The sequence below is a fragment of the Ferruginibacter sp. HRS2-29 genome, from assembly GCF_024343615.1.
GTDB lineage: Bacteria > Bacteroidota > Bacteroidia > Chitinophagales > Chitinophagaceae > Ferruginibacter.
This window is the reverse complement of the sequence record NZ_RJUB01000142.1, coordinates 41,012-55,292: the sequence shown is the minus strand read 5'-3', so window position 1 is coordinate 55,292 and position 14,281 is coordinate 41,012. Positions and strand designations below refer to the sequence as shown.

Annotated in this window: 14 protein-coding genes; 7 read left to right on the top strand and 7 right to left on the bottom strand. The window is 44.2% G+C overall.

Going from position 1 to position 14,281, the window contains the following annotated elements:
* The first annotated feature begins 45 nt into the window (after positions 1–45).
* The 4 genes from EGI32_RS16105 (at position 46) to EGI32_RS16090 (ending at position 2,642) form a co-directional block, all read left to right on the top strand.
* Entirely contained in the window at positions 46–426 is a 381-nt protein-coding gene (locus EGI32_RS16105; protein ID WP_255156385.1) for a RidA family protein, read from the top strand.
* Positions 423–1,352, top strand: coding sequence for an NAD(P)-dependent oxidoreductase (locus EGI32_RS16100; protein WP_255156384.1), 930 nt, complete (start codon positions 423–425; stop codon positions 1,350–1,352). Before EGI32_RS16105 ends, EGI32_RS16100 begins: the two co-directional genes overlap by 4 nt.
* A 205-nt stretch (positions 1,353–1,557) precedes the next feature.
* On the top strand, positions 1,558–2,031 hold the full coding sequence (greA, locus tag EGI32_RS16095) for a transcription elongation factor GreA (RefSeq protein WP_255156383.1): 474 nt from the start codon (positions 1,558–1,560) through the stop codon (positions 2,029–2,031).
* Positions 2,032–2,252: 221 nt separating this feature from the next.
* Positions 2,253–2,642, top strand: a complete 390-nt coding sequence (locus tag EGI32_RS16090) for an HIT family protein (RefSeq protein WP_255156382.1) — start codon at positions 2,253–2,255, stop codon at positions 2,640–2,642.
* A gap of 110 nt (positions 2,643–2,752) precedes the next feature.
* On the opposite strand, the gene ruvC is transcribed toward EGI32_RS16090, so the two are convergent.
* Positions 2,753–3,313, bottom strand: coding sequence for a crossover junction endodeoxyribonuclease RuvC (ruvC, locus tag EGI32_RS16085; protein WP_255156381.1), 561 nt, complete (start codon positions 3,311–3,313; stop codon positions 2,753–2,755).
* 29 nt (positions 3,314–3,342) lie between these two features.
* Here ruvC and EGI32_RS16080 point away from each other — a divergent pair, with 29 nt between their 5' ends.
* The gene (locus EGI32_RS16080) at positions 3,343–4,332 is read left to right on the top strand and encodes a lysylphosphatidylglycerol synthase domain-containing protein (RefSeq protein WP_255156380.1); all 990 of its coding nucleotides are present in this window, start codon (positions 3,343–3,345) and stop codon (positions 4,330–4,332) included.
* A complete protein-coding gene (locus tag EGI32_RS16075) occupies positions 4,325–5,143 on the top strand; it encodes a DUF3108 domain-containing protein (protein WP_255156379.1) in 819 nt (272 codons plus the stop codon). Before EGI32_RS16080 ends, EGI32_RS16075 begins: the two co-directional genes overlap by 8 nt.
* Before the next feature lie 73 nt (positions 5,144–5,216).
* Here the strand turns inward: EGI32_RS16075 and EGI32_RS16070 are convergent, their stop codons facing one another.
* From EGI32_RS16070 to EGI32_RS16045, 6 genes are all read right to left on the bottom strand, one after another.
* Positions 5,217–6,233, bottom strand: a complete 1,017-nt coding sequence (locus EGI32_RS16070) for a collagen-like protein (protein ID WP_255156378.1) — start codon at positions 6,231–6,233, stop codon at positions 5,217–5,219.
* A 108-nt stretch (positions 6,234–6,341) separates the two neighbouring features.
* The gene (locus EGI32_RS16065) at positions 6,342–7,178 is read right to left on the bottom strand and encodes an MBL fold metallo-hydrolase (RefSeq protein ID WP_255156377.1); all 837 of its coding nucleotides are present in this window, start codon (positions 7,176–7,178) and stop codon (positions 6,342–6,344) included.
* A gap of 32 nt (positions 7,179–7,210) precedes the next feature.
* Entirely contained in the window at positions 7,211–8,497 is a 1,287-nt protein-coding gene (locus EGI32_RS16060; RefSeq protein ID WP_255156376.1) for an MFS transporter, read from the bottom strand.
* A gap of 165 nt (positions 8,498–8,662) precedes the next feature.
* Positions 8,663–9,457 (bottom strand): undecaprenyl-diphosphate phosphatase, encoded by a 795-nt coding sequence (locus EGI32_RS16055; protein WP_255156375.1) that lies wholly within the window; start codon positions 9,455–9,457, stop codon positions 8,663–8,665.
* Between the two features lie 86 nt (positions 9,458–9,543).
* On the bottom strand, positions 9,544–9,810 hold the full coding sequence (locus EGI32_RS16050; RefSeq protein ID WP_255156374.1) for a DUF3098 domain-containing protein: 267 nt from the start codon (positions 9,808–9,810) through the stop codon (positions 9,544–9,546).
* 66 nt (positions 9,811–9,876) lie between these two features.
* Positions 9,877–10,755, bottom strand: coding sequence for an ABC transporter permease (locus EGI32_RS16045; RefSeq protein WP_255156373.1), 879 nt, complete (start codon positions 10,753–10,755; stop codon positions 9,877–9,879).
* A gap of 384 nt (positions 10,756–11,139) precedes the next feature.
* Between EGI32_RS16045 and EGI32_RS16040 the strand changes: the two genes are divergently transcribed.
* On the top strand, positions 11,140–14,133 hold the full coding sequence (locus EGI32_RS16040; protein WP_255156372.1) for a leucine--tRNA ligase: 2,994 nt from the start codon (positions 11,140–11,142) through the stop codon (positions 14,131–14,133).
* Positions 14,134–14,281 lie beyond the last annotated feature (148 nt).

Below are 14,281 nucleotides of genomic sequence, written 5' to 3'. Positions count from 1 at the left end.
GGTTGATAAAAGATATATTTGTATTTAAGAAAATTAAATCAACCGATGGCAAAGAAAATCATTCAAACAGACAATGCGCCTGCACCGATCGGGCCCTACAACCAGGCCGTACAGGCAGGCGACACTTTATACATTTCAGGCCAGGTGGCACTTGATCCCGCCAGCGGCGAACTGGTAAATGCCACACTGAATGAAGAGATCGTTCAGGTGATGAAAAATCTTTCTGCCGTGCTTACGGAAGCAGGAATGGATTTTTCAAACGTGGTAAAAACAACCATCTTTTTAAGCGATATGCAGTTGTTTGCCGAAGTGAACGAGGTATATGGAAAGTATTTTGAAAAAGATTTTCCGGCGCGTGAAACTGTTGCAGTAAAAGGCCTTCCTAAAAACGTAAACGTTGAGATCAGCATGATAGCTGTAGCATGAACATGATAATAATTACCGCGAAAGTACACGATGTACTCATCGATACTTTTAAGAAACAAGGTTTTGAAGTAGAGTATTTGCCCGCCATCACATATGATGAGCTGGCCGGTATCATCGAAAATGCTACGGGACTTGTTGTGACCACCCGGTTGAAGATAGACAAAACGATGCTGGATAAGGCGGCAAAGCTTAAATGGATCGGAAGATTGGGTAGCGGGCTCGAACTCATTGATGTAGATTATGCTGCGCAAAAAGGGATCAATTGCATCAGTACTCCCGAAGGTAACCGTAATGCAGTAGCAGAGCATGTTTTGGGGATGTTGCTGTCTTTGATGAATAACCTAAATAAAAGCGCACTCGAAGTAAAAGAAGGTAGATGGCTACGCGATGAGAACAGGGGAATCGAACTCACCGGCAAAACTGTCGGTATTATCGGTTATGGAAATGCGGGTGGTGCCCTGGCAAAATTGCTGGCATCTTTCGATGTGACCATATTGGCCTACGATAAATACAAGACGGGCTTTGGCGATCACAACGTTCGCGAAGCAAACTTTGAGCAGGTATGCAAATATTCGGATGTGATCAGTTTTCATGTTCCGCTCACGGAGGAGACAAAGTACATGGCCAACGATGATTTCTTCAACACTCTTGCACAAAAGCCATTTGTAATAAATGCTTGTCGCGGACCTGTTGTGGATACGGCAGCGCTGGTGAAAGCTTTGCAGCAAAACCTCATCAAAGGAGCCGCCCTGGATGTATTGGAAAACGAAAAATTGCCCACGCTTACCCCTCTGCAGCAGGAACAGCTTGATTACCTGAATGGCTGTAATAATGTAATGGTTACGCCGCATATAGCAGGGTACTCGTTTGAGGCTTATTATAAAATGAGCTGGATACTGCTGGAAAAACTGGGGATGGTGAAATAGATACTGGATGCTGGTTACTGGATGTTCTTTAGGATGAAACTTTACTTATTCTCCGCTAAGATATCCAGTAACCAGTATCCGGCATCCAGACGGAATTTCCTTCCAAAAACTACTTTCGGCACAATTTTTCAGTATATTTGTATACATGCAACGCTTCGGCTATCCGGGGCGTTGTATTTTTTTTATAAGTTTAAATGAATTTTTTATGGCAGAAACAAATTATGTAACACAGGAAACTTTTGAAAAGATGCAGGCAGAGCTGCATAGCCTCAAATCTGTTGACAGGCCTGCTGCCAGTGCCGCCATTGCTGAAGCAAGGGAGAAAGGAGATCTTAAGGAGAACGCTGAATACGATGCTGCAAAGGACGCGCAGGGGTTGCTGGAAGCAAAGATAAACGGCCTGGAAGCCGCAATGGCTACCGCAAGGATACTCGACGAATCAACCATTGATACCAGCAGGGTAAGCATCCTTACCAAAGTGACTGTTGTGAACATGAACACCAAAAAAACACTGACCTACCAGATCGTTTCCGAAAGTGAAGCAGACCTTAAGCTGGGCAAAATTTCCGTGACTTCACCTATCGGCAAAGGGTTGCTGGGAAAAGTGAAAGGCGAAGTGGCCGAAGTGACGGTTCCTGCAGGAGTGATCAAGTTTAAGATCGAGAACATTACGATTTAGTATTGAGCAGATTTATTCTTTTGAAGCCCGTCTTAATGATGGGCTTTTCTTTTTCAAAGTGTCAATAGTGAATGGTGAATGGTGAAATCTTCGAGGTTTATTCGAATTCCGAATTTTATACAATCAGATGTGTCATGAAATAAATTCGTAATAAACAAATAAACTTCAAAGATTTCACCATTCACCATTCACCATTCACTATTTTTATGAAAATAAAAATCATGTCTGTTTTCACAAAGATCATTTCCGGGGAAATTCCTTCTTATAAAATTACAGAGAACGAAAATTTCATCGCATTCCTCGATGTGTTTCCGTTGGTAAAAGGCCATGTGCTGGTGGTGCCAAAAATAGAAGTGGACAAACTCTTCGATCTGCCGGAAAAATACCTGTCGGAAATGCTGCTATTTGCACAGCCCATCGCTAAGTCGATAGAAAAATCTTTTGATTGCAAACGCTGCGGAATAAGCGTGGTGGGGATCGAAGTGCCACATGCGCATATGCACCTGGTGCCGATCAACTCCGCGAATGACCTCAATTTTACACAGCCGAAAATAAAAGTAGAAAATGAGGAAATGAAGTCGATCCAGGAATTGATCATTGGCAATCTATGATCCAATCTATGATCTATGATGTATGATGTATGATGTCTTCCGGATTGAATGATCTATAAATCTTTGAAAATATTTTAAGCCTGAAGAGATCATAGATCATACATCGCAGATCATCTGATTTTTCCCGGGTTCTTGGCAATAAAGTCCTTCCAGTCTTTGGCATTTCCACCGGCAGATTTCAGCAAGGGATTATCCTGGAAATGATGGCATACCGCCACCGCCAATGCATCGGAAGCATCGAAGTGTTTGGGGATTTCGGTAAACTGCAATAAATTCTGAAGCATTTTCATCACCTGTTCTTTATCAGCATTACCATTGCCGGTGATGGATTGTTTTATTTTTTTAGGAGAGTATTCGCACACTTCTAGGTTGGTTTGCATGGCTGCCGCTATTGCTACTCCCTGCGCCCTTCCCAGTTTCAACATACTCTGCACATTTTTTCCAAAGAAAGGTGCTTCGATAGCGAAACAATCGGGTTTGAAAATAGTGATCAGCTCCACGATCTTGTGATGGATCTTTTGCAAACGTTGGTAGCTGTCGTCTTTGGCGGCCAGTTTCAATACCCCCATTTCAAGCAGGCTGAGCTTTTTTCCGGTAACGGCAATCAATCCATACCCCATGATGATGGTGCCGGGATCGATGCCTAAAATGATTTTTGAGGGTTTTTGCAAAGCAGCCTATTTTTACTTAAAATATTTATTTGCGCAAAAATATCAAAATATTCTTCAATTACTTTTTAGGCCCGGTTTTATTCGTGTTGCTGTCGTGGAGCTTGTACAAACAGATTGCGCATCAGCCCGATCTTCCGCAGCGCTGGGCACAGATCAAACAAAGCTGGCAACATCCGTTCTTCTGGCTGGTGATACTGCTGATGGTGCTCAACTGGGGCCTGGAAGCAAGAAAGTGGCAGCTCCTGATACGGCCACTCGAAAAATTTTCGCTTATCACCGCATTCAAGAGCGTGCTGGCTGGCTGCAGCGTTACGATGCTAACCCCCAACCGCATCGGTGAATATGGCGGGCGCATCATTTTTGTAAAAGAAGAAAACAGGCTCAGGGCGATCCCCCTGACTATCCTGGGTAGCCTGAGTCAACTATTCGTTACCGTTATAATGGGTACTGCCGGCTTGTTGTTGTTTAAGTATTTTTCGGAAGAGGACCGTGCCGTATTATTCAGGCTCATGCCCGAACTGGCAGGCAATATATTAATTTATGGTTGCGTATGCATCAGTTTGATACTCATATTGGTCTACCTCCGTGTAGGGCTGCTCATAAGGCTGATGGAGAAAATGCCTTTTTTGAAAAAAATCGTTCATTATGTAGCGTTGCTCAACAATTTTAGCCGTAAACAATTGTTAAGAATCCTTTTTTTATCTTTTTTACGGTATATGGTATTTATTTTGCAATACATGCTGCTGTTAAAAGTATTGCAGGTTGAAATAGCCAATGTGATCTGCTTCTGGTTGCTGTCAGTTTTTTATCTGGTCATGACGCTGGCGCCAACCATAGGTTTTACCGAGTTGCCTGTAAGGGCTGCTGCAAGTGTTGAACTCTTACAATTATACAGCAGCAATATCATAGGTATACAGGCAGCATCGCTGGGCATCTGGCTGATTAACCTGGTTTTACCGGCCATAGCCGGAAGTTTATTGATTTTCGGAATTAAAATAATGCGAGAAAAAAATGAGTAGAATTAAACCCTTAATATTCCTTATTGCTATTGTCGGCCTGAGTTTCACTCCCGGGCATCGACAAAAGATGCTGGTTGGCACTGATTTTTGCGGCATCAATAACACCGCTTTCAAAGCAGGTGAAAAAGTGATCATGAAGGTTTATTACAGCACCATGGGTGCGTATATCGGTGCAGGCGAAGCAAGTTTTACCACCACACTCGAACGTTTCAATGGAAAACCTGTTTATCACTGCGTTGGCGATGGTAAAACATATTCCTTCTTTGATAATTTTTTCAAAGTGCGTGACCGCTATGAAAGTTATATCGATACAGCCACATTGCTGCCCTATAAATTTCTGCGCAATGTAGACGAAGGTGGCCATAAGATATACAATAATGTAAGCTTCAACCAGGCTGCTAATACAGCTACCAGCACCAACGGTGTTTTCAAGATTACGGATTGTATGCAGGATGTGGTGAGCGCTGTTTACTATGCACGCAACATCAATTTCAGCAAATACAAAAAAGACGACAAGATACCTTTCGATATGTTTCTCGACGATGAGATCTTTCATTTGTATATCCGCTACATCGGTAAAGAAACGATCAAAACCCGGTATGGTAAATTCAAAGCGATCAAGGTAAAACCGTTGTTGCTGAAAGGAACCATATTCGAAGGTGGTGAAAAAATGAACGCCTGGTTCAGCGATGATCCCAATCATTTATTGCTGAGGGTGGAAAGCCCGATATCAGTAGGTAAAGTGGTGATAGATATGATGGGATATTCTAATCTGCGCTACCCGCTGACATCTTTGAGCAGTGTGCGATAAAAAAATAGTTTCAAAACAAAAGGATCTGCCATTGGCAGATCCTTTTGTTTTGAATAATTGATTCGCCTGTTAATTATGGTTGTATACCAATATATCTGCATACTTCTTGGTAGGATGCAGTTCCGAAGTTAATGGCTGTGTTTCTGCCCGGAAGCACTACATTGCCCATTGTGTTGGCCGGGGCTACCGCATTTCTGCCACCTGAAATCAAGCCCGGGATGAATACATACCTGTACTCGATAGATTGCGGCAGGTTGATCATTACCGGCTGTCCTGGGAATGATGCTGGAGACGCAGAAGTAAACCGGCATGTATTGTAGGTGTGCCGGTAAATGAATATTTTATTCAGGTTGAAAATTGCGTTTACCGAATTAGTTGCACCACCGGCATCGCTTACATAAGGCAGCATGTATGGCCCTATAGAACCCACACGGAAATAAACGAGCATAACTCCCTGGTTAAGGATGGAAGCGGTAAGTGAGGGCGCGTCAAGGTGCCTCATCCGCAGGCAGGTGCCATCTACTGTGGTGTCGCGGGAACTATATGGCGAAGTTATCCATGGCGAATATATGACCTGCGCAGGGGTGCCAGCCGATCCTGCTGGTCCTGTCGGTCCGGTTGGTCCCGGAGCGCCCGGTGTACCTGGGGTCCCCGGATTCCCTGCCGGTCCTGCCGGACCCGTAGCCCCTGTAGCTCCCACGAGTGGAGTGGCGGCACCCCAGTTTCCTCCTGTTTTAGGGCCGTAAATAGTTTTGGCAGTTGTGTTGATGTAAAAATCGCCGTCATTCCCAAGTGTTGCCGCTGGTATGCCAGCCCCACTCAATACCGTCCTTCCGGGAATTCCTGTAGGCCCTACCAGCGCCAGGCCGGCGCCCCAGTTAGTGGCGTTTTTGGGCCCCCAAAAAACCTTTCCAACAGTATCTACATAAAAATCTCCCACTTTTCCCCTGGAAAAACTGGGGATACCCGATCCTGAAAGGATGGTATTGCCATCAAGGCCGTCAACAGCAGCATCGTCTTTCTGGCAGGATGCCAGAAAGAGCATAATTACACCAAAAATAGCAGGCGTAAAAAGGAATTTTATTTTCATAATGGTGATTTTTATTTCCGGCAAAAATAAAATGCAGCTATATTGAAAACAATCCCCCTTTAGGGCTACTCATTTGTGCGTAGAGGAAAGGTGAATAGTGATAAGATGTTACAGTTCCGCCAGCCTGAAAGTGTCCTTCAGCCTGATCCCTTTTTCTGTCGTTTGGAGGGTACAGCATTCGAACTGCGGATCGTGTTCCAGATACAATACATAGTCGTGTTCCTGCGCTTCCGTCAGAAAAGATTTTTTTTCATTCAATGTGTTCAATGGAAACATATCGTATGCCATCACATAGGGCAAGGGGATATGCCCGACAGATGGCAGCAGGTCGGCCATGTAAAGTATCGTGCGGCCTTTGTATTGCATTTGCGGCAGCATCATGGCATCAGTGTGCCCGAATACCTGGCGGATGCTGATCCCATCGGGAAACTCCTGCCCGGAAGTTTCGATGAATTTCAATTGACCGCTTTCCTGTATGGGTAAAATGTTTTCTTTTAAAAAACTTGCTTTTTCCCGATCATTTGGCTCTGTTGCCCATTTCCAGTGCCGTTCATTGCTCCAGTAAGTGGCGTTTCTGAAAGCGGTGACCAGTTTGTCGCCTTCACGGATGACGCTTCCGCCGCAATGATCGAAATGGAGATGTGTGAGGATGACATCGGTGATATCGCTGCGTTGAAAGCCATGAGCAGCCAGAGATCTGTCGAGCGTATCATCGCCATGTAAATGATAATGCCCGAAAAATTTAGCATCCTGTTTATCGCCGATGCCATTGTCAATTAACGTGAGCCTGTTGCCATCTTCTACCAACAGGCAACGCATCGCCCAGCTGCAAAGATTGTTATCGTCCGGCGGATTGATCTTGCTCCAAATTGTTTTGGGCACTACGCCAAACATGGCACCGCCGTCGAGTTTGAAATTTCCGGTATTGATAGTATATAAATTCATGGCATTGGTTTAATATCATTTTGACGATTTCGCTATACAGCGTCAGCAGCATGCGAACGTTGCTTTGCACTGGTCAGTAGCAGGAAAATAAAGCCGAGAGCAAAGAATACAACCAGGGATAGAATGGATTCCCGGATGGTACTGATACCTTCGATGAAGCCAAAAGTAAAAAGCCCGATCACGATGGCGAACTTTTCTGTTACGTCGTAAAAGCTAAAGAAGGAAGCTGTGTCTTTTGTTTCGGGCATCAGCTTGCTGTATGTTGAGCGGCTGAGCGATTGTATGCCCCCCATTACCAGCCCGACAAGCGAAGCAAGAATGTAAAAATGCATTTCGGTAGATATGAAATAACCTGTTATACATACGCCGATCCACAACAACACTGTAAAGATCAGCACCCTCACATTGCCATACTTTTCGGATAGTTTACTCATCATAATGGCACCTGCAATCGCTACCAGCTGTATGATCACCGCGGTGATAATGAGTTTATCATTGGCCAGCTTCAATTCTTTTATCCCAAAATCGATCGCAACCAGCATTACGGTTTGTACACCCATGCTGTAGAAAAAGAAAGCGGTAAGGTATCTTTTCAGCACCGGCATTTTTATTACCTGCGCCCATACTTTTTTCAATTCGAGAAAACCATTGGAAAACACATTCGTTCTGCTTTGCCTTTCCGACCTGGTGCTCATGGGCAATGCGTTGAATGTTACCTGTGCAAAAACTACCCACCAGATACCTACTAAAAGGAATGTCAGTTTAAGCGGAAGTTCACCGGCTGGCATGAACATTACGAGGGCAAAACCTATCATCTGCATGATCACGCTGCCGATATAACCCATGGTATATCCTTTTGCGCTGATCCGGTCCATATCTTTCTCTGAAGAAATTTCGGGTAAATAAGAATTATAGAAAACCTGGCTTCCATAAAAACCTATTCCTGCAAACATGAAACACATCAATCCCAGGGTTACGTTATTTTCATCAAAGAAAAACATGAGCGAACAGCTCGCTGCGCCTAAATAACAAAAGAACCGCATGAAATTCTTCTTGTTGCCTTTGTAATCGGCTATGGAAGAAAGGATCGGTGATAAAATGGCGATCACCAGGAAGCCGAATGCCAGCACATAATCTTTCAACTCAGTATTTACAAAGGTCCGGCCAAGAAAAGTGATCCCATCGGGATATTTTTTCAGCCCGGTAACGGCCGCATAATAAGCGGGAAAAAAAGTAGTGGTTATTACAAGATTATAAACAGAATTGGCCCAGTCGTACATGGCCCATCCGTTGATGACTTTTTTTGAAGCAGTCTGCATCTTGATAAATTAAGAATTAAAAATTAAGAATTAAAAATGACAAAACAGCAAAATCTATGATCTGGGATCTATGATCTATGATTTTTTCAGGATGAAATAAGGTTCAATCTTTAGTACCAAATTCAAACAAAAAGAGATCATAGATCATACATCTTAGATCATAGATTACTTAGCGAGGTAGCCTTTCGAGATGAGCACCAGCAACAAGACGCCAAGGATGATCCTGTAAATCCCCCAAACCCTGAAGCCGTATTTTTTAAGAAAGCCAATGAAGAATTTGATAGCCAGCAAAGCAACGATAAAAGCCACTACATTTCCCACAGCCAGTATTTTTATTTCTTCGCCTGAAAAGCCGCCGCTTGTTTTGTAATACTTGAGCAGTTTGTAACCTGTAGCCGCTGCCATGGTGGGCACAGCGAGGAAAAAAGAAAATTCCGCGGCCGCGTTCCTGGTCAGTTTTTGCTGCATACCACCGATGATGGAAGCTGCACTGCGGCTCACGCCGGGCACCATGGCCAGGCACTGCCAGATCCCGATGATGAAGGCTTTTGGAAAGGAAACTTTTTCTTCCGAATCGATACGTGGATTTTTGAAAACGTTGTCGATGAACAGTAATATCACCCCGCCGACCAGCAGTGCAATGGCAACCGTGGTAGTGCTTTCCAGCAACTCGTCTATCTTATCGTTGAACAAAGCGCCCAGGAAGATGGCGGGGATAACCCCTACGATCAGTTTCAGGTAGAACTGCCACCTTTTGAAATCGAAGAATTTTTTGTGATACAATACCACTACTGCCAGTATAGCGCCCAACTGTATCGCCACCGTAAACATCTTGGTAAAATCGTTACTTGTTACGTTCAGTATTTTTTCTGCAATGATCATATGCCCGGTGGAAGAAACCGGCAAAAACTCGGTAAGGCCTTCTACGATGGCGATGATGATACTTTGTATAAAATTCATGGGAGCAGTTGAATGGATGAAAAAACTTTTTGAAATAAAAAACGCTGTAATAAACAGCGTAAAATGAAATTATGGAGGAAAGTTTGTTAAGCGTCTTTTTTAGGCGTTTTCAGGATCGCATATATCTCCACGATGAACCCGATGATGATGACCAGCGGAGCTACGGTAATACGGGTAGCGCTGTACACTTCATCTTTGTTGAAGATACCTGGGTTGTCGCTTTTACCACCTGCCATCAGCAGGAACCCGATGCCGATCACCACCAGCCCGGCGATCATCCAGATATAATTGTCTTTACCAAAAAGGCTGCTGCTGTTGACAGGGGCAACCGGTTGTTTTTTATCATTTTCCATACAAGAACTTTATTAGAGGTTGCAATATAAGACACGAATTTCACGAATTACACGAATTTCACGAAATTAATACAGGTCGTCCAGTTTCATCCGCAGGTATTTGATCACCGCCCGGTGCGTACTGAGCAATGTGATGGTAACACCTAAGATGATGATGATCAGGAAGAGTACCATAAGGCCCGCATTGTCGTGCAGTAATTTGAAATCGGGAACCAGGTTTTCCACCAAAATAACGGTCAGCCATACCAGCAGGATGGCTATAGCGGATGCGATGAGCCCATTCACCACTGCCCGCTGATTGATCGGTTTGGCAATGAAACCACGGGTAGCGCCAACCATCTGCATGGTTTTAATGAGAAAACGGTTGCTGTACATCGCCAGCCTGATAGTATTGTCGATAGAGAACACCACGATGATCGTGAGTATAATAGCTGCAACCAGGAAGAACCCGGCACCCAGTTTTACTGCCTTGCTCACTTTAGCTACCGTTTCTGTCGGAAACTGGAAACTTGCGATGGTACCAGGAAAAGTCATCTGCAGGTTGGTGGCCAGCATATTAAGACTATCTTTTTCCACGTGATCGGCCTTTACATAAAAATCGATGCTTTCCGGCAGGGGATTGTTGTCAAGTATCTGTTTCCAGCTGCTATCATATTCGGTATTCCATTTCTGCATCGCTTTTTCCTTGTTCACATATTCCACGCGATTGGCATAAGGAAGAGCGGTGATATATTGGGTAAGGCTGTCGATCTGTTTTTTGCCTGCCTGTGCACTGAGGTAAGTATGCACCTGGATGCTTTCTTTGAAATAATCGCCGGTTTTACGCAGGTTCAGGAAAAACCAGCCTACAATACCAAAGAGGAATAATACCACAGCAACCCCAACGATTGCGCCTACATAACTTGGTTTGCCTTTTTTGCTGGATGCTTTTCCTAATTGGGCCATAATTTACCTTGCTTGATTGATGAATGATTGTAAGGTCTACAAAAATAAAGGATTTTAGCTTGTTTGCTTTATTTTTGCCAACTACAAAAAACGATTTTACGTCAAATATGTTTTTATGCTGCATAACGGCAACATATTTATTTGTTAAAAAGAAAATGGTTGCGGGTTACGAGTGACGGGTTATTGATCGTTTGAGAAGTTTTGTAATTTATGATCTCTGCGAAACCTCTGCGTTTCTCCTGTTCTCTGCGGTTGAGATATCTTCTTTGCCGCTGAGAGCCAGATTTGATAGAGTTTTCGCAGAGATAGCTTCGCAAACGATCAATTATCCTCCACCCGCTACTGTTGTAGAACCTTCAAAAAATATAAACTCCAAAATGTATAATGGAATACAACTTCAGAGAAATTGAAAAGAAATGGCAGCAAAGCTGGAAAGAGAATAAAACTTATTCGGTGACCAATGAAAGCACCAGGCCTAAATGTTATGTGCTGGATATGTTTCCTTACCCAAGTGGCGCCGGGCTTCATGTGGGGCATCCGTTGGGATACATCGCCAGTGATATTTACAGTCGCTACAAACGCCTCAAAGGGTTCAATGTATTGCACCCGATGGGGTTCGACAGCTTCGGGTTGCCGGCCGAACAATACGCCATCGAAACCGGGCAGCATCCGGCGGATACCACCGAAAAAAATATCAGTACGTTCAAAAGTCAGCTGGATAAGATCGGGTTTTGTTACGACTGGGACCGCGAAGTACGCACCAGCGACCCGAAATATTATAAATGGACACAATGGCTTTTCCTGCAATTGTTCAATAGTTATTTCTGCAATACACAGCAGAAGGCGAGGCCTATCGCAGATCTGATAAAAAAATATGAGACCAGCGGCAATAAGGATTTTACCGCAGAGCAATGGAATAATTTTTCTAAAAAAGAGCAGGAAGATATCCTGATGCAACGCCGCCTGGCATTTTCCTCTTTCGGGGAAGTGAACTGGTGTGAAGCGCTTGGAACAGTGCTGGCCAACGATGAAGTGGTAAACGGTGTGAGTGAACGGGGCGGTTTCCCGGTAGTAAAAAAGAAAATGCGCCAGTGGTACCTGCGTATCACCGCCTATGCGGATAGGTTGCTGCAAGGACTGGAAACAGTGAACTTCAGCGATGCGATGAAAGAAATGCAGCGCAACTGGATAGGCAAAAGTGAAGGCGCTGAAATGGAGTTTGCTATCGCGAAAAGCGACGACGGACAACCGGCCACAGACGGTCCGTTGTCGGTTAAAGTATACACCACGAGACCCGATACCATCTTCGGAGTAGATTTTCTCGTGTTGGCACCGGAGCATGAACTTGTAAATCAGATCACTACTGCAGACCAACGGGCAAGCGTAGACGAATATCTTACTTACGTGAAAAGCCGTAGCGACCGCGAGCGTATGGCGGAAGTGAAGCAGGTGACCGGTTGTTTTACGGGAGCGTATGCGATCAACCCTTTTGATGAAACGAAGAAGATACCCGTTTGGATAGCGGAGTATGTATTGGCCGGATATGGTACCGGCGCCATCATGGCGGTGCCTTGCGGCGATCAGCGGGATTATGGCTTCGCCAGACATTTTAATATATCCATCACAAATATCATCGGCGATTTTTACAATGGGGAAGAAGCCAATCCTACCAAAGAGGCAACCTTGGAAAACTCCGGCTTTCTTACAGGTCTGCTGATGAAAGATGCAATTGGTGTGGCAATAGACAAAATAGAAGAACTGGGTATCGGCAAGCGTAAAAAGAATTATCGCATGCGGGATGCGGGTTTCAGCAGGCAACGTTATTGGGGCGAACCGTTCCCGATCAAATGGATCGATGGGGTGGCCGTGCCACTGGAGGAAAATGAATTGCCCCTGGAACTACCTCACGTAGAGAAATACGGCCCCGGCCCGGAAGGCGAAGGCCCGCTGGCGAACATTCCCGAATGGACGGCGCAGCATTACGAAACCAGCACTATGCCGGGTTATGCGGGCTCGTCGTGGTATTTCCTGAGGTATATGGATCCGCAGAATGATGCCACTTTCTGCGACCGCAAAGCCAGCGATTACTGGAACCAGGTGGATGTATACATTGGCGGAACGGAGCATGCGGTAGGGCATTTGCTGTACAGCCGTATGTGGACGAAGGTGATGTATGATCTGGGATTGATAGGCTTTGATGAGCCTTTTAAGAAGCTGGTGAACCAGGGGATGATACAGGGAGTCAGCGCATTCGCAAATGTGATTGGATTTAATTTCGGAACGAACTTAATGGCTAAGCTAAATGAAGAGCAGCAAGTTAAAATCAATAAGATAAAAAGTAAATTCAAAAATCCTGAAGCAATCAATTTCTATATTTCTGAGGATTTAATGAAGTACGTGCGAATTACTCATAATTTCCCTACAACTGAGGAAGAAAAAAATCATATGGAATTTCAGGATAAGATTTATACTATCCTATTAAAACAAGTTGCAGACGAAATTAGTAAAAATGAATTAGAAGAAATTCTCGCGGTGCATCCAATAAATAACTATTACAAAGTTCATGTTCCGATTGAATATGTTAATTACAAAGATGAATTAGATGAAGAAAAATTAAAGAAGGAAAACTCCCGTTTTAGTGATGCTGAATTCCTTACAATGAATGGAATTTTTATCTGTAGTAGAGAGGTTGAAAAAATGTCTAAATCAAAATTTAATACAATCAATCCGGATGAATTATGTGACAAATACGGCGCCGATACTTTCCGCATGTACGAAATGTTCCTTGGCCCGGTAGAGATGAGCAAGCCATGGGATACGAAAGGTATTGAAGGGGTGCATCGTTTTCTGAGAAAGTTGTGGCGGTTGTTTTTTGATGAGCTGAAAGGAAAAGTGTGGACAGATGAAAAAGCTACGGATGCGGAATTGAAAGTGTTGCACAAAACAATCAAAAAGATCGACAGTGATACGGAGCAGTTTTCGTACAATACAGCGGTGAGTGCGTTTATGATCAGCGTGAACGAATTGGCCGATCTGAAGTGCCATAAAAAAGAAGTGCTGGAGCAGTTGTTGATACTGATCACGCCGTATGCACCGCATATTGCGGAAGAGCTTTGGGATGCGTTGGGAAATGAGGGTTCGGTGTTGGATGCGGCATATCCGGCATTTGAAGCGAAATACCTGGTAGAAGCTACGAAGGAGTATCCTGTTTCGGTAAATGGTAAATTGCGTACGAGTATCAATATTGCTACCGATGCCGAAGAGCCGGCGGTGAGGGAAATGGTGCTGGCGAATGAAGTGGTGCAAAAATGGCTGGAAGGAAAGGAGCCGAAGAAGATAATATTTGTGAAGGGAAAGATGGTGAACGTGGTGATATAAGGTCGACACCTGTTTTCTCGAGTGGACTACTCCTTCGAGTTGACAACTCATTGCAGTTGTCAACTCATTGCAGTTGTCAACTCGAAGGAGTAGTCCACTCGCTTTTTTGAGAAAAAAAACGTAAAAATCGGTTGTTTTTCCTTTTTTC